This is a genomic window from Arthrobacter stackebrandtii (assembly GCF_017876675.1).
In the GTDB taxonomy this organism is placed as follows: Bacteria; Actinomycetota; Actinomycetes; order Actinomycetales; family Micrococcaceae; genus Specibacter; species Specibacter stackebrandtii.
In genome coordinates, this window is the sequence record NZ_JAGIOI010000001.1 from 2,194,919 (window position 1) to 2,209,941 (window position 15,023).

Consider the following 15,023-nt stretch of genomic DNA (forward strand, 5'->3'; position numbering starts at 1 on the left):
CCGACTCAAAACAATGTTGCAAGCGGGTCTTGCAATGTTGCAGCCGGCGTCTGCAACATTCGTGAGGCTCCGGCAATTGTGCAGCAGGCTGTTGCACAATTGCCTTCACTCAGGCCTCACCAAGCTCCGCCTCCAGCAGTTCGATGCTCGGCAGGCTTGATGTGAACTCTTCGGGCAGCGACTCCACGATCTGTGTCTTCCATTCGGCAACCCCAATCGGAGCGCTGTACCCTCGCAGGGCGTACTCCGCCACTACATTGTTCTTGGTTTTGCACAGGAGCAGGCCGATGGTGGGCTTGTCGTCAGGGTGGGCCATTAGATCGTCCACGCCGGACCTGCCTGCCCACAAACGCAAAGCCTTGGCCGAGCTCCAGCAGGAACTTTTCAACGTGGTCGACGAGCTGCGATTCCAGCTCCGCTTCATCGTGCCGATCCGTCGTGGCCACGAAGTCAAAGATGTATGGGTCCTTCATGGTCTGCTGCAGAAGGTCCGAATCTTCGGCAGGAAGAACGGCATTGAAATTGCTGATGGCCTGGCCCGAGCGTTCGCGCAGCCGAGTCTCAATTTGGTGGACAAGTACGTTGCGGGACCAGCCATGTTCGACGGCGGCAGCTGCGTACCAGAGGCGGGTTTCGGGATCGCTGAGCTTCTGCATGAGTGCAATGTGGTGGTACCAAGGCAATTGTGAAAGCGGCGCTTTCACAATTGCTGCACCCTCCCAAATTGATGCGAAGGAACGCATGAAAAGGAAGTTTCGAGACGAAAAGCCCTTTAGGCCTGGAAACTTGTCTCGCAGGTCTGCTGAGAGCCTGTCAATGACCTTGGCTCCCCAACCTTCCTGACTCTGGCGATCAAGGATTTCCTTGCCAATCGCCCAGTACGTGGCTACGAGTTCCTGGTTGACTGCTGCAACTGCCCGGACCCGGCCGGTGGAGATCCTGCTAGAAACGGCATCCAGCATGTCGGGATACCAGCCAGGCATCCCGGTTCGTGTCGGAGTGGGTGGGAACACCGGGGCATTTTCATTTGGATCGTCGTGCGCGGACATGAGCAAACCTCTTTCGAATCTTGCAATGTCCCTATGGCTCAGAAGCCACTCCGAGGGTGAGACATCCAAGCGGCAGCCAATTGTGCAAGCGGCGCTTGCACAATTTCCTCTGGCGACTCGACTGCCAAACGCCGGCCTTCGGGGGGGGGCAGTCCCGATGTGACAGCATTGTGGGATGGCTAAGGACAGCAAGGCCCGCACATCAACCACATCGGTCAGCGGGCGGCGGGCGGCCCTCGCCGTGGACGCTGTCGCGCCGGCATTTGCCGCATGGTGCAACAACATGCCCGGCCTTCCGGAGGGTGCCGTCCAGGACCTGCTCGACGCCGTGAGGCTGCTGGCTTCCGCCTACTTCAAGCTGGTGCCGGCCTCTGACATCACCAGTTTCGAACCCCTTGCCTTTGGCCAGGCCATGTCCGCCGTCGTCCATGCTGAGGCCGAAGAGGACACCGAATTCATTTTCGTAGCCGTCCGCACCTACCTGCTGTTCCTTGAGGAAACCAAGGCGTGGACAGGCGGCCCGGAAGATCTGGCCCAGGTGTTCACGCTGTTTTACGATGACGGAGAGCCCCTGTTTCCTGACATCGACCAGCCGGAGCTGTCAGAGGAAGAGGAGCTTGCCGGGCTGGAGGCCACCTCCCTGGCCCAGCGCATGGAGGCCCTGCTGCGGTGGATCGGTCCCGGTGCCGCGGTGACTTCCACGGGGGCATTGAAGCTGAAGGACATTGAGGCTGCCGCAGCAGCGGTCGGTGTTGCCGCAAAGGGTGCCAAGGCCGGGGCCAAGCGGGAACAGCTGCCGGGCTTCAACCTGAAAAACATGCCCGAGGACCACGTTCCCACGGTGAAGTCCATGTATGAGGTTCCCCTGCTGGCCAAGATGTGGGCCGCCCTCGAAGGGGCCGGCCTGATCGGCGTCGGTGCGACCAAAGTGTGGCTGAACCCGAAAGCTCGGATTCTCCTCGAACCCGGCAACCCGGAACGGCGCATGGCGCTGGGCATTTTCATCACCGCCTTCCTTACGGTGGCAGTCACCGGAGAACAGGACTGGGCGCCGTGGGTGGGACAGGCAGCGGCCGCCCAGATCGCACTGCTGTATGCGGCGTGCCAGGGAGCAGGCATCCCCGCGATCGCACTCACAGATCCCGAGAGCCTGGACGCGGTCGGCCTCGACGAGTACGGAGCGCGGCTGCTGCGGGAGCGCATGGATGAACTGGCCGAACTGGGCCTAGTGTCCATGGGTGAGACCATCACCGTTCCTCCTGCGGTGGTTCCCTCCGTCGTTGCCTTGGCCCAGTCCGGCTACGCGGATGAAGAAGATGAAAGCTACGGCCCCGGCTTCGGCGCAGCTGCTGATCCGTTCGCCGGTCCCGATCCGTTCGTGCCCGCCGCGGCGTCCCGGAAACAGTCCAGGTCCGTCAAGAAGGACCCCAACGCGCCCATCTACCAGCTGAAGGTGACGCTCAAGCACCTGTCTCCGCCCATCTGGCGGAGGCTCCTCGTGCGCTCGGACGTGACCCTCGGGGACATGCACAGGATCTTGCAGGCCTCCTTCGAATGGGACGGTTCCCACCTGCATGCCTTCCAGGTCGGCGGGCGCGGCGAGGACGTCTACGGACTCTCGGGCGCTGACGCGTTGGGCAATGAGGACCTGGACGAGAACGCCTACACGCTGGGCGCGGTCCTGTCCGCGGAGGGCGATTCCATGGAGTACACCTATGACTTTGGTGACGACTGGGAGCACCTCGTCAAGCTGGAGAGGGTCCTGCCCGCCGATCCAAAGGCCCCGGTCGCGCGCTGCACCGGCGGCCGCGGCAGGGGTCCGGCCGAGGATTCCGGCGGCGCGTGGGGCTGGGCAAACGTCGTCGAGGCCGTCAATGATCCCAAGCACCCGGAGCATCAGGAATACCGTGACTGGCTGGGCCTGCGCCGCGGCGAGACCTTTGACGCCAAGGCCTTCGACAAAGAGGCGGTCACGACGGCGCTGGCCCGCCTTTTCTGACACCTGTTTTAACGTCCTGCAAAGCACGACGGCGGGCCCGCGCCTCCCAGCGCAGGCCCGCCCTGACATTGGCGCCGGCAGCGCGCCCCACCGGTGACAGTCTGCGGAAGACAACAGTTCCGCCGGGGCACGTGCTTAGTTCCTGTTGCCGGGTGCACTTAGTTGTTACCGCCGAGCAGCGGTCAAAATTCCGCGTAAACACGGGGCGCTTTCCCCGTTTTGCTTAGTTGTTGCCGAGGCGGTGATTAATTCCTGCCGCTTGGTCCCCGCCAGGAAAATTTAGTAATACCCGTCCACAATGGCCGCCGCGATCTCCTTGTAGGCGCGACGGGTGCCGGTCGAAACCCTGTCCAGGGAGATGATGTCGCCGTCGGCCACGGCGCGGTCATGGGGCACCGTGATCAGTTCCCGGCAGAAGCCGGAGAGGTAGTCCTCAATGGCCTTCTTGTCCACGCGGCTGGACACCTGTTCCTTGTCCGTGATGACAACAACCGCGTTGCGGGCCAGATCCTCGTACCCGTGATCGGCCAGCCACTGCAGGGTGTTCCGTGCACGCTTCGCCCCGCTCACGGCGTAGCCGGAGGCAACCACCACGTTTGAGGCGCGCTGCAGCACGCCGGCCATGGCCGGATGGGACACTCCGGTGCCGCAGTCGGTCAGGGTGACCGAGTAGTACTGGCTGATGAGGTTGTGGACGTCGCCGTACTCGGTGGCTGTCAACGAGTCGGACAACCCGGGGTCCTGTTCCCCTGCCACCAGGTGGAGCCGGCCGGCCCGGTGCGTGTATCCGCCCAGGGCTGTCAGCGACGTGATCGAGTCCAGGTCGCGGACAATGTCGGTGATGCTCCGCGGAGTTGAGCGCTGGTACATGACCTCCCCAAGCGCCCGCTCCGCCAGATCGCCGCTGTCAGGGTTGGCATCGATGCCGCAGGGGTTGTCGCCGCGGAACTCGGCCAGGGTCAGGCCAACGCCAACCGTCGTCGAGGTCTTCCCGATCCCGCCCTTGAGGCTGAGAACTGCCGTGTTGAAGCTGCCGGACAGCGGACGGGCGATCCGCTGCTCCAGGTCGACTTCCTCCAGTTCCCTGGAGCTGGGCCCCAAGTTCAGCCGGCCTTGCGACACGTTGTAGACGGCGCCGCGGACACCGCCGCGCGGCCGCTTGGCATCCCTGCGGAGCAGGGGCCGCTCCGGCTCTGGCGAGTCGTAGGAGCATCCCTCCGGCTCATCCTCCGGAAAGGTGAAGAACGGCGGATCAGCTGGGGTGATGGGTGGAGCGGAGGGGCTGAACGACGGCATGGCCGGCGGAGCCGTGTACGCCCGTGTGGAGCCGTCGCCGTGGACCTGGAACAGTTCTGTCTGGCCGGATGCGTGGTCGAATGCCGAGGCCACCACGGGGGAACCTGAGCTGCGGGCGTAGTCTGCAAGGACGGCCATGGCGGCTGCATAGGGGTCCGTGCCGGGCCGTGCGGCGATGGCCTCCCCGCCAACCAGCACGGAACCATCGGCACGCACATCCACCTGCGTGGGCTCTACATCCATCAAACTGCCTTCAATTCGTTTCCACGCATGCTTGGGTCCTTCGCGAGAAGTCTTGAAAACTGTTTTCGGTGACTTCAAGCACTTCCGCACCCCAGTTTATGCCGTCCCCCGGCGTGTCGGTGCCACGATACTCATCGGTACCGCTGTGCAGGGTGTAGTGAAGCGTTGCAACCGGTTGTCCATAACCATGTTCGACGCCGGCCCCCGCCGCCCAGCCCGGCCCACCCGCCGTCGGGGTTTCCTTGCAAGATACGGCCCTGCCAGGTGCGCCCTTGAGCGCGGCGTCCCCGAAGTCTTCGGCTCGGTGTTCGACGTCCGCCAGCTCCTCAAATCCACCAGGTACCTCCGGGACGGCAAGAAGCTCCCCGTCCCCGGCTTCGCCAAGCGCTACGTGGAACGCACCGAGGTTGGCCGGCTGCTTGAGGAGTTCGGCGTCATTTAGCGCCTGCCGCCTTGCTTTGGCGGCCCTGGCTGGGGCCCATGATGTTCGACGCCGGACGCGTGCGTCCCAGCCCCGGCCCGCCCGCCGCTGTGGTTCCACAGCCCTACTGGTGGGCCCGATGCGTCCCGATCGAGCCGTCCCGGCGACGTGTAAAGATAGTGAAACTTTCTTTACACGTCGCCGGGACGTTTAAACTTTTTGCCGTTTTCTTTACATGTCGCGATGGCTTCCCGAAGATCGTGGTATGCGTGTTTGTCCACGCAACCACGGTGATATGTTGCAGCTCGTCCACATCGTCTGAGGTGAACGCTAGTCTACTTTGCAGTCAGGCTTCGAGGCGGGCTCGAACGTGGGAGTCATCCTGACGTCCCTGCACTACGGTGAGCATGCGCCCTCCAGACTTGTCCGGCTGCCGTTGAATTTCCGGCCAGCGTGTCTGTAGGCGCCGGTATTCTCGAACCGAACGAAGAAGTCGGCCGCAAGGAGGCGTACGATGCCGCGAGTAACGATTGCAGACGCGGGTGCAGCGGTACCAACGGCGAGGAACCTCTGCCAAATATTGAAAGGATCCCGTCATGGGAATCTTCGAATCCAGCGATCCTGAGTATGCCAGGGTCTATGCGCAGGAATCGGTGATGGTGGACGCGAGCGAGCTTATAGCGGATGCCATGCAGAAGGCGGGAGTGGCACCGGTTGAACTGGCAGGCCTCCTGCGCAGCGATGAAACTAAAGTCTCAAACCTGTTGGCAGGTGAGCATGACATATCGGTGCGTCACCTGGCTGAAGTCCTGCAACTGCTTCGTCACCGACTCGAACTCCGCTCCATCGCTGAGCAATAGCAAAATGCCTGGCTGGTCGCCGGCTCATTGAGCCATGGGCGGCGCCGGACCTTGCGTCCCAGCCCTATCGCCGCCAAATGCTGGGGCTGGGACGCGGCGAATCAGACAGGCAACGCATCCGCGAAGTTCCAGTAGGAGTGGACGTCAGCTGTGATGCTCAACATCTACGGGATGTAGCTCATGGGCGGAAGTCGCGGAGGTTTCGGGGGAGACTAGGTCTACAGCCAACGTGGAAGATTCTTCAGAAAGGTCCGTGGTCTCGTTCGTCACTCCGTATGGAACATGGACCCCGGCGGCAAACCCGGCCGATGGAGTTAGATGCGTGGTCTGGTCGTCGAAGAAGATGTGCGGGCGCATGACCTTGAGTACTTTTGATTTCTCAATGCCGCCCAGGAAGAACGCATCGTTCACTGTCACGCCCCAGCCGCTAAGTGATCGAACAGCCCGCTCGTGTGCGGGTGCACTCCGCGCGGTGATGAGGGATATCCGGAGCCGTGGCTGATAGGCAGGATCCGATTCTTTACGTGCTGTTTCGATCTTCTGAATCATATTGAGGTCTTGAAGTAGCCGCTGGAGTGGACCAGGTGCCAGCGGCCTTTCACGATTCAGGGTCTCGTACGCGTAGTACTTTGAGATGTCACCGGGGTTTTCCTGGTAGACCCTCTCTGCCTCGTCGTCCCCGAGAACGCCATCAAAGTCGAATGCCACACGCAAAGAATCTCCCCCCGTGTAGATCGCTGTTGATGGGAGTACATGGCCAGCTGGGAAGCCCCGCTCGATGGCTGCATCCACGTCTTGTCGATTTCCCGACAGGAACAGCGACATGTCGAATGCCTCCACGTATTCGTACGGAGATTTGCCTTGTGTGAACACGGCTCTTGATATTTGAAGCTTATGTGCCGCCACTGAGCGCATTACCCGGAGGCCGGTCGACGGGTCGTTCTTCGACAGAACGAGTACTTCTACCAGGGGATCAGCCGAATCCCTGAGATCGTTGAGACTTAGCAGTCGCTGTATGAAAGGGAACGCCACGCCCGGTTGAAGGGTGTCGTCAATGTGCTCATCTTGGTAGGTGCGATACTTTTCTTCACCGTGTTCAAGGAAGTATTCGTCAGACTCCTTGAGATCAAATAGCGCGCTCGACGACACCCCAATGACGAGTCGGTTTTCCAGCTGGTATGCGATGGTGTACTCCTGACATGATGCTCAATCACTTCGATTCAGTGCAAGGTACTGAATCGAAACAAATGCTTAGACGTGGGAAGGCGTGGACGAGGCCGAAAGAACGAGGAATTAGACAGCTGCCGAGACGATGCTTTCGGCATCCTTGACGCGCAGCTTGCCGGACATTAACTGCGGGAGCAGTGCGTCACGGGTTGCGGCGAGAGCTTGGTTTTCAAGAAGAGCGGTCCGCGCTGAGCCGTGGAGTGCTTCGGCCTGCTTGCAAAATTCTGCCATCACCGCCTCGGACGCCAGCCTGACCCTGAACTTTTTGAAGTTGCCGCGGCTGAGCTCCAGGAATGTTGCTCCATTGGCCAGCGATATGAACTCGTCAACCCGACTACGCATTTCATGGAAGACCCAGAAATTCAGCGCCGGATCATTGGGCTGCACGACAATGAAACCCTGGTTCGTAGCCATTGGCACCTGGGCCAACGCAAACGCACCGATCGTGGCACGCGAGGTCATGAGAATAGACCCTTTCGGGTACAGCGATGATGCGCATGCTGCTAAGCCGTCCGCCGAAATCGTACGAGTCGTGGACTCCAGATAGGGGCCTTGCAACCCGGTGACATCGGTGGGCGTTGCCCAGGGGATATCTCCGTCCCAGAACTCTGCTGTCTTAGTGCTCGGTGTCCCGCCACCGGATACGAGCGAGATGTCGGCAAAAGTTTGCTCCGACCATGCTGCTTCCGCCAGTGCATGCCGGTACAACGAAGTTGTCAATTCATCCGCAGTCGCAGCGAGTTTGGTGTTGGCGGCGATCTTGTCGTCGAGGGCGCCCAGGACATCACCGATTGCTTGCTGCGTTGGAAGACCTGGTATGAGGAATGAAAAATTCGACAGGTCGGTCTTATTCACAATGGGAGTCGCAGAGCCGGCTGCATGTTGTTTGAGAGCACCGCTCCATCCCTTTATCAAGTAGTAGATAAACTTCGGGTCGGACTGGCCTTCAAGCGCAACGATGCTGTTGATTTGTTGATTAGTGACAGCCGGGGAAGTCGCCATTGATACTTTCCCAATGGTGGAACCAATGCAAGTTAGATTAGTCGCCTGCTTGGGAACGATGCGTGAGGAGAGCCGTTCGGCACCCGCCGGAGAAAGTCGGCGGGCAGGGGACGCTTCACGTAGAGCGTCTGATTGATCTGATGGGGTTATGAAATCCAGATAGTCACCCCAAGAGTCTGATTGGGACGCAGAAGGTGTTGCGCCGGTGATGACTGAAGCGAATTCGCTGAGTCGGTATGATTGCCACTCGCTCATGAAACCCTCCCCAGCTGTTCGCGGACTACTGCTGCCAGACGGTCGGACTCTTCGAATTGGGCGAACAGCTCTGCCGAAAGGCGGGCGATCTTTTCCTCGATCGGCTCGCCGTCGTCCTCGACCTCGGCGGCGCCGACGTAGCGGCCGGGGGTGAGTGCGTAGTCGGCGGCCTTGATCTCGGCGAGGGTGGCGGAATAGCAGAAGCCGGGGACGTCGTCGTATTCCTTCGTCTCCTCAGCGTCATCAGCGGCGACGGCGGGCGAGCCGCGCCAGGCGTGGAAGGTATCCGCGATGAGCGCAATGTCCTCATCGGAAAGCGCACGCTCGGCACGGTCCACCATGTGGCCCAGATTGCGTGCATCAATGAACAGCACCTGCCCGGTGCGGTCCACGGACCCGTGCGAACCGGCGGTCTTGTCCTTGGCGAAGAACCACGTGCACACGGGGATGCCGGTGGAGCGGAACAGCTGCGTGGGGAGGGCGACCATGCAGGAAACCAGGTCGGCCTCAACCAGTTGGGCGCGGATCTCGCCCTCGCCGCCGGAGTTGGAGCTCATGGAACCGTTCGCCATGACCACGCCGGCAGAACCGCCGTCGGCCAGCTTGGAAATGATGTGCTGAATCCAGGCGTAGTTCGCGTTGCCGGCAGGCGGGACGCCGTACTTCCAGCGGGGGTCGGACTCGGAGCGGGCCCAGTCCTTGATGTTGAACGGCGGGTTGGCCATGACGAAGTCGGCCTGCATGTCCGGGTGGAGGTCACGGGCAAAAGTGTCGCCCCAGCGGGAGGCCAGGTTGCCGTTGAGGCCGTGGATGGCCAGGTTCATCTTTGCCATGCGCCACGTTCGCTCGTTGAGCTCCTGCCCGTAGACCGAGATCTCCGAGCCCTCCTTGTTGTGCGCCTCGAGGAACTTCTCGGCCTGGACAAACATGCCTCCAGAGCCGCAGGCGGGGTCGTACACGCGGCCGTGGTCCGGGCGAAGCACCTCCACGAGGACGCGGACAACGCCGGCAGGGGTGTAGAACTCGCCGCCGCGCTTGCCCTCGGCACGGGCGAACTTCTCCAGGAAGTATTCGTACACCTCGCCCAGCAGGTCGCGCGCCTTCGTGGCGCCCTGGCCGGTGAACTTGGCGGAGTTGAGCAGGTCCAGCAGTTCGCCCAGGCGGCGCTGGTCGATGTTGTCCTTGTTGTACATCATCGGCAGCGTGGTGGCGAGCGACGGGTTGGTGCCCATGATGTAGGCCATGGCGTCGTCGATCAGCTCGCCGATGCCCTTGGCGTGCTCGTCCAGCGTGGCCGCGGCACCCTTGGCGTTCTCCGCCAGGTACGTCCAGCGTGCGCGCTCGGGAACCCAGAACACGCCGTGGCCCGTGTACTCGTCGACGTCGTCAATGAGCTGCGCGATCTGGTCATCGCCCAGCCCGTCCGCCACCAGCTCCGCCCGAATCGCCTCGCGGCGCTCGTCAAAGGCGTCGGAGACGTACTTCAGGAAGACGAGCCCCAGGATCACGTCCTTGTACTGCGAGGCATCCATGGATCCGCGGAGCTTGTCCGCAGCCTTCCACAGGGTGTCCTTCAATTCCTTCATGGTCGACGGCAATGCCTCAACCTTCGCCTTCTTCGCAGCCACTAGCCCGACCCTTCAATCGTCGTATCCAAAACCCTAAAACTTCCACGTGCGGTGCCGTCCATCAGCAGGCCGGCCAGCTCGTCGAGCCGCGCCAGCCGTTCCGCCAGCCTGCTGCGCTCGGCCGCTACCTGCGCCAGCGCGGCGCCCAGGGCGGGCCGTGCGCCGTCGTCAATCCTGCGAAGAGGCCACTGCTTCCAGTGCCCCGCCCCGCCGTTCCCCACGTCCCGCGCCAGCATGGCCGGCAGGAGCCCGCGCGGCCGGCGGGCGTCGATCCGCAGGATCCTTGCCGGATAAAGCACGACGGCCGCACCCGCCTCATCGACCATGGCGCCGCCTTGCGCTCCGGTTGCGAAGATGACGTCCCCAGGCTCAGTCAGCCGGCCCTGGGGGTAGGCGGCCGCGAACACCAGCTGGCTGATGTGCCGCGATCCTTGGGACCTGTGGCCGGCCAGCTCCTCAAGCCCAATGATGGGCAAGGGTGCACGTGCCGATTCTCCCACCTCCATGTGCTCACCGGCGATTCGGTGGCCCTGCAAGTACCGCACAGACCCGTCACGCAGCGCGGTACCCACCGTGGACGGGGTGGCGGCCGGCGCGGAGGCGGGAGCGAGCCCGAAGCTGAGCTGCCCGGGCGCCCCTGCCTGGGAGGATTCGTGGCTGAGTGCATCCAGTACGGACTCGGCGCGGATGTGCTCCGCGGCAGTGGCCCTGGCGTGCGTGGCCGCCGAGGCGCGGACCTTCGTGGCGAGTGCCGGCGCCGTCAATCCGCCGGTCCCTGCCACCAGTTTGCTGGTGAGCACGAGCCGGGCGAAGCGGAAGGAGTGGGCGCGGATCTGTTCGCGGGTGCCCAGCGAAGCTGCAAGGTCACCAACCACATCCGTGCTGGCAGCAGGGTCCAGGGCCGTACCTGAGAGGTCGGCCACCATGGTCCAGCGATCGGCAATGTTCACGTGCGCCGCGGCATCCCCCAGCACCCAAAGCGCCTGGGCCTGGCGGGGCCGCGAGGGGACCAGTCCCGATGGCAGCCGGACCATGGCCCGGACTCGGCCGGAGCGCAGGATGTCCGAGCGGATGGCCTCGGCCTCACGATTATGAGTCGTGCGCGCCAGGGCGTCCACAAGGACCGCTGCCGGGGCCAGGATGACGGCGGACGAGCGCGCGTCCAGCCCCAGCAGGATCTCGTCGACGGCCGACAGGATCGCGGCCGGGTCCATGGACGGCTGCACGGGGGAGGGGAACTGGGCCAGCCGGATGGTGGGTGCTGACACGCCGGCCGGGGCGTTGTTGGCCACGTACAGGTTGTCGCGGAAACGTCCGTGCACCCGCATGCGGCGGCGGGCCAGCCGGGCCGCATCGTTCTCCAGCGAACCGACGCAGAGCGTCCCTTCCGCGGCCTCGCCCAAAATGTCGGCAACGTGCAGCAGTAGGTCGCCGCCGCCGTCGTCCATGAAAACCGCCGGGCTGCCGCTGCCTGCAGCCAGCTCGACGGCGGTTGCGGCCACGAGGTCGACGGCAGCCGGGGCGAGCAGGGTGTCCGCGTGGACGGCCGGCGCGGCTCGGAAGCGGTCGCGGAGCAGCACCTCAAATGCGGCCGCGGAGGTGTAGGAGGCATCCGCGAGGAGGTCGGCGAAGGCGGCGAGGGGGAGCAGCTCCGGACCCAGCGCCTCGAGTTCGCTCAGGAGGAAGTTGTCGTCGGGGTCGATCTCGTCGGCGGTGTCCAGGAGGTCGTCGGCGTCCTGGCCGGCCAGGTCCGTGTCCGTCAGCGCACGCAGGGCCAGCAGCGCCGTGAGTGCTGTGAAGTGGGTGGTCTTGGTTTCCGGGCCCAGGGGTGCGGAGAACGCCGCCGCGTCTGCCGCCGCGTGCGGGTTGTTGCCGCGGCCCGTGGCGGCCAGCCAGTCGGTGACGGCGGCGACGCTGAAGAGTTCCTGCCGGCCGTGGCGGGCCACTGGGGCGGGGAAGGGGCTGGACGTGTCCTTGCTGCGCGAGCGCCACATGGTGACCACCGGGCGCTGGACCTGGGCGAGCTGGGCAATGTCGGAGAGGGTGATCTGCAACTGGCCGTTGGACAGCAGCTGCTGCCTTTTTCGGGCGGCCATGTGGATCTCCTTGTCTGCTCCGTGCCTGGTTCTGCGGCGGCTTGTGTGGATTCGCTTCGTGTGGGTCCGGCCGGAACGATCCCTTGCATCAACAAGCATAATTCACATGTGGATAAATGCTGTGGATATGTTGATAACCCGGGTTATCAGGGAGTTCCTAGGGATGTTTCACGTGAAGCAATAGTGTCATTCCACAGAGCGCTGAACCGCTGATCCGGTACAGGGGCTCGCAAGCATTGGAGGTTTGCCGGGCCGGCTGTTGGGGGTGGTCCAGATGCTTCCAGGGATCAACTTTTGAGAACGAGGAACCGCCATGAGCCACCCTGAACATTTGCCGGTGCCGCCACCGCCCGGTGCGGAAGTGGGGCGCAGCGTCCCGCACCTGCAGCCCGGAGTCGCGCCGGCACAGCCGGCCAAGAGCCGCAAGCCGCTCTACTTTGGCTTGGGCGGGCTGGCCATCGGGCTGGCTGTCGGCCTGACAGCCGGGATGGCCGTTGTTGCCATAGGCGGAGCCCTGGGGCAGTCCGATGACATTCCCCAGGCTGTCGAGGCATGCTCCGCGACCGGCATGGAAGGTGTGTACTCCATGGATGGCGGAAAGAGCCTGGACATGCAAACAGCGGGGAAGGACTCCTCCGGGACCACCATCACCACCGTGGCGTGTGTCCTGAATGAACTTGGTGCGCCCCAGAGCCTCTACAGCAAGATCGATTCGACCCGGGCCCTGGACGGCACCAAGTCCGCGGACTGGCCCGGCTTCACCGCCTCGTGGTCCTACCACCCGGACAGCGGGCTGAACATCATTGTGGAAACCGCCGCCAAGTGACGCCGGCACCTAAAGAAGGGCATAAGGCAAGGACAATGAAGATTTCAAAAGCCACCGACATGCGGGAACCTCAGCGCCAGGCCGAAAATCCGCTGCCCAACCCCGGCAAGGCAAACCCGGCCGGGCCGAAGCCTGCCAAGCCCAAGCGCAAGGGAATGGCCGCGCTTGCGGTGCTGGCCGGCGTCGTACTTTTTGGTGCAGGCTTCCTCACGGCGACCGCCACCGCCGACCCGACGGCCAGCGGTGAATACCTGGCACTGGACGCAGACCAGCAGCGGCTCATCAGCGACAAGAAGGCCCTGGAGAAGACCATCGCCGGGCAGGGAGAGCAGCTCGTCACGCTGCAGGGGCAGATCATTGGCCGTGAGGACGCCGTGGAGCAGCAGGCCGCCGAGGTGAAGGAGAAGGACGAGGCGCTGGCGGTCCGCGAGGAAGCGGTGAAGAAGCGCGAGGACGCCGTGGCGGGGGCGGAGGCGAAGCAGGCGGCGAACACGATCGGCGACGGCATGTGGGTGGTGGGCGATGACGTGGAGCCCGGCGTCTACAAGGCCAAGTCGGACGTGGGGTCCTCCTGCTACTGGGCCATTCTGGCCAGCGGCACGAACGGCGACGACATCATCAGCAACGATCTTCCAGGTGGCGGCACGCCCTCCGTGACGCTGGCGGCGGGGCAGGACTTCAAGTCCAGCCGCTGCGGGCAGTGGATCCGGCAATAGCGCCGGGCACTGCATTCCATGGCGCCGGCTGCAAGGCGGCCCGGCGCACCAACACTTCAAGCAACAATGACAGGCACCGGCGGCTTTGCCGTGCCCGAAAGGAAACACCATGACGAACGAAATGTACTCCCCGACACCCGAGCAGGTGCTCAACCATCCGGGCAAGCCGGCAGCGCAGGGACAGCCGAAGTCCTTTGTGGCGGCGTGGCTGCTCTCGCTGTTCCTCGGCTTCTTCGGCGTGGACCGCTTCTACCTGGGGAAGGTGGGGACCGGGCTGCTGAAGCTGTTCACGCTGGGCGGGGTGGGCGTCTGGGTGCTCGTTGACCTGGTCATCATTTTGGCAGGGAAGCAGACCGACAAGGCAGGCAACCCGCTGGCCGGCTACGCCAAGAACAAGGTGGTGGCCATCGTGGTGACCGTGGCGCTGCTGCTCGTGGGCGGGATCGGCAACGCCGTGAAGTCATCCGGTTCCGCGCCCGTCGCGGAGGTGGGCGTTGAGGCGCCGGCGCAGCCCGCGGGGGAGGCGCCCGCCGTCGAGCAGGCAGTGGAAGCCCCAGCCGCGGAGGCGGCGTGGGTGGAAGTGGCGGCGCTGTCCGGCACGGCGGACCAGGCAAGCCAGGTGTTCGCACTGTCGGGGAAGGAAACCCGCCTGGTCTACGAATTCAATGGGCCCGCGGAGGCACTGGCCGTTGGCGCCATCTACCTGGAGAAGGAAGGCACGGACATCATGGTTGACGGTGGCATTCCGGTGGTCATGATGAGCAAGCCGGAATCTAACACGACGGCCCTGCATAAGAATGCGGGGAACTATTTCCTGGACGTGAAGGCCGCCAACTTTGAGTCCTGGACCGTGCGGATCGAGGAGAAACAGTAGCCTCTTCGCAGCAGGCTGGATAAACGGCTGCTGCTCGCAGCCGGGCGCACTGGGCGGGCCCGGGAAGGCGCAGAAGGCTACTTCTTGGGCTCGTCCTTCGGGTTCGGGTGCTGTTCGCGGAGCTTGGCCTCGCGGGCGTCGAGCTCGGCCTTGAGCTTGCGGAGCCGCTCGGCTTCCAGCTGCTGCTCGCGGTTGACTTCAAGGTTGCGCAGGAACTGGGGGTCATCGTCGGGGGCCACGGCACGGCCATAGCCGGAAGCCGCCGGACGGGAGGGGCCGGGCACCTGCCCGCCAGAGCGCTGGGCGGCGCCGGCCGGGGCATACTGGGGGCGGCCAAACAGGAACCACAGGGCCACGCCGATCACGTTCAGGAACACGATCACCAGGACCCAGGCGGTTTTCGGAATGCTGCGCACGTCGCCGGGCTCGCTGCGGAGGCAGTCGATGAGTCCGTAAACAAAAATCACAACACCCAGGGCAACAGGAATGATATAGCGCATACTTCATTCTACCGTCGCAAGAAAAATCGGC

At 63.6% G+C, this 15,023-nt stretch carries 12 protein-coding genes and 1 pseudogene; 6 read left to right on the forward strand and 7 right to left on the reverse strand.

Annotation, left to right across the window (positions count from 1 at the left end; translation table 11 throughout):
• Positions 1–109: 109 nt before the first annotated feature.
• Positions 110–1,334 (reverse strand): annotated as a pseudogene (locus tag JOF48_RS09280) (PDDEXK nuclease domain-containing protein).
• Here JOF48_RS09280 and JOF48_RS09285 point away from each other — a divergent pair.
• Positions 1,225–3,048 (forward strand): plasmid pRiA4b ORF-3 family protein, encoded by a 1,824-nt coding sequence (locus tag JOF48_RS09285; protein ID WP_209679960.1) that lies wholly within the window; start codon positions 1,225–1,227, stop codon positions 3,046–3,048. The pseudogene JOF48_RS09280 and the gene JOF48_RS09285 overlap by 110 nt on opposite strands.
• A 279-nt stretch (positions 3,049–3,327) precedes the next feature.
• On the opposite strand, the gene JOF48_RS09290 is transcribed toward JOF48_RS09285, so the two are convergent.
• Positions 3,328–4,587: a MinD/ParA family ATP-binding protein gene (locus JOF48_RS09290; protein WP_245346471.1), complete on the reverse strand. Its 1,260-nt coding sequence runs from the start codon at positions 4,585–4,587 to the stop codon at positions 3,328–3,330.
• 175 nt (positions 4,588–4,762) lie between these two features.
• On the opposite strand from JOF48_RS09290, the gene JOF48_RS09295 reads away from it, so the two are divergent.
• Both JOF48_RS09295 and JOF48_RS09300 read left to right on the forward strand, forming a co-directional pair.
• Positions 4,763–5,029, forward strand: coding sequence for a hypothetical protein (locus JOF48_RS09295; protein WP_209679962.1), 267 nt, complete (start codon positions 4,763–4,765; stop codon positions 5,027–5,029).
• Between the two features lie 575 nt (positions 5,030–5,604).
• Positions 5,605–5,868, forward strand: a complete 264-nt coding sequence (locus tag JOF48_RS09300) for a hypothetical protein (protein ID WP_209679964.1) — start codon at positions 5,605–5,607, stop codon at positions 5,866–5,868.
• A gap of 144 nt (positions 5,869–6,012) precedes the next feature.
• Here the strand turns inward: JOF48_RS09300 and JOF48_RS09305 are convergent, their stop codons facing one another.
• From JOF48_RS09305 to JOF48_RS09320, 4 genes are all read right to left on the reverse strand, one after another.
• A complete protein-coding gene (locus tag JOF48_RS09305; protein WP_209684379.1) occupies positions 6,013–7,053 on the reverse strand; it encodes a 5'-nucleotidase in 1,041 nt (346 codons plus the stop codon).
• 108 nt (positions 7,054–7,161) lie between these two features.
• The gene (locus JOF48_RS09310; protein ID WP_209679969.1) at positions 7,162–8,352 is read right to left on the reverse strand and encodes a restriction endonuclease subunit S; all 1,191 of its coding nucleotides are present in this window, start codon (positions 8,350–8,352) and stop codon (positions 7,162–7,164) included.
• Complete coding sequence (locus tag JOF48_RS09315) at positions 8,349–9,938, reverse strand: class I SAM-dependent DNA methyltransferase (protein ID WP_209684382.1); 1,590 nt, start codon at positions 9,936–9,938, stop codon at positions 8,349–8,351. The genes JOF48_RS09310 and JOF48_RS09315 overlap by 4 nt, the downstream gene beginning before the upstream one ends.
• Positions 9,939–9,979: 41 nt before the next feature.
• Complete coding sequence (locus JOF48_RS09320; RefSeq protein WP_209679972.1) at positions 9,980–12,076, reverse strand: hypothetical protein; 2,097 nt, start codon at positions 12,074–12,076, stop codon at positions 9,980–9,982.
• 313 nt (positions 12,077–12,389) lie between these two features.
• Here JOF48_RS09320 and JOF48_RS09325 point away from each other — a divergent pair, with 313 nt between their 5' ends.
• From JOF48_RS09325 to JOF48_RS09335, 3 genes are all read left to right on the forward strand, one after another.
• Positions 12,390–12,902, forward strand: coding sequence for a hypothetical protein (locus JOF48_RS09325; RefSeq protein WP_209679975.1), 513 nt, complete (start codon positions 12,390–12,392; stop codon positions 12,900–12,902).
• A 35-nt stretch (positions 12,903–12,937) separates the two neighbouring features.
• Positions 12,938–13,618, forward strand: a complete 681-nt coding sequence (locus JOF48_RS09330; protein ID WP_209679977.1) for an Rv1352/Rv1906c domain-containing protein — start codon at positions 12,938–12,940, stop codon at positions 13,616–13,618.
• Between the two features lie 109 nt (positions 13,619–13,727).
• A complete protein-coding gene (locus JOF48_RS09335) occupies positions 13,728–14,492 on the forward strand; it encodes a TM2 domain-containing protein (protein WP_245346472.1) in 765 nt (254 codons plus the stop codon).
• Positions 14,493–14,569: 77 nt separating this feature from the next.
• On the opposite strand, the gene JOF48_RS09340 is transcribed toward JOF48_RS09335, so the two are convergent.
• Positions 14,570–14,992: a PLD nuclease N-terminal domain-containing protein gene (locus tag JOF48_RS09340; protein ID WP_245346473.1), complete on the reverse strand. Its 423-nt coding sequence runs from the start codon at positions 14,990–14,992 to the stop codon at positions 14,570–14,572.
• Between the last annotated feature and the right edge of the window lie 31 nt (positions 14,993–15,023).

Bases quoted from the DNA above. Each gene is read 5' to 3' on its own strand.
- JOF48_RS09290 (WP_245346471.1), bottom strand. From the start codon at position 4,587: ATGGATGTAGAGCCCACGCAGGTGGATGTGCGTGCCGATGGTTCCGTG.
- JOF48_RS09310 (WP_209679969.1), bottom strand. From the start codon at position 8,352: ATGAGCGAGTGGCAATCATACCGACTCAGCGAATTCGCTTCAGTCATC.
- JOF48_RS09330 (WP_209679977.1), top strand. From the start codon at position 12,938: ATGAAGATTTCAAAAGCCACCGACATGCGGGAACCTCAGCGCCAGGCC.
- JOF48_RS09285 (WP_209679960.1), top strand. From the start codon at position 1,225: ATGGCTAAGGACAGCAAGGCCCGCACATCAACCACATCGGTCAGCGGG.
- JOF48_RS09325 (WP_209679975.1), top strand. From the start codon at position 12,390: ATGAGCCACCCTGAACATTTGCCGGTGCCGCCACCGCCCGGTGCGGAA.
- JOF48_RS09340 (WP_245346473.1), bottom strand. From the start codon at position 14,992: ATGCGCTATATCATTCCTGTTGCCCTGGGTGTTGTGATTTTTGTTTAC.
- JOF48_RS09320 (WP_209679972.1), bottom strand. From the start codon at position 12,076: ATGGCCGCCCGAAAAAGGCAGCAGCTGCTGTCCAACGGCCAGTTGCAG.
- JOF48_RS09300 (WP_209679964.1), top strand. From the start codon at position 5,605: ATGGGAATCTTCGAATCCAGCGATCCTGAGTATGCCAGGGTCTATGCG.
- JOF48_RS09315 (WP_209684382.1), bottom strand. From the start codon at position 9,938: ATGAAGGAATTGAAGGACACCCTGTGGAAGGCTGCGGACAAGCTCCGC.
- JOF48_RS09335 (WP_245346472.1), top strand. From the start codon at position 13,728: ATGACGAACGAAATGTACTCCCCGACACCCGAGCAGGTGCTCAACCAT.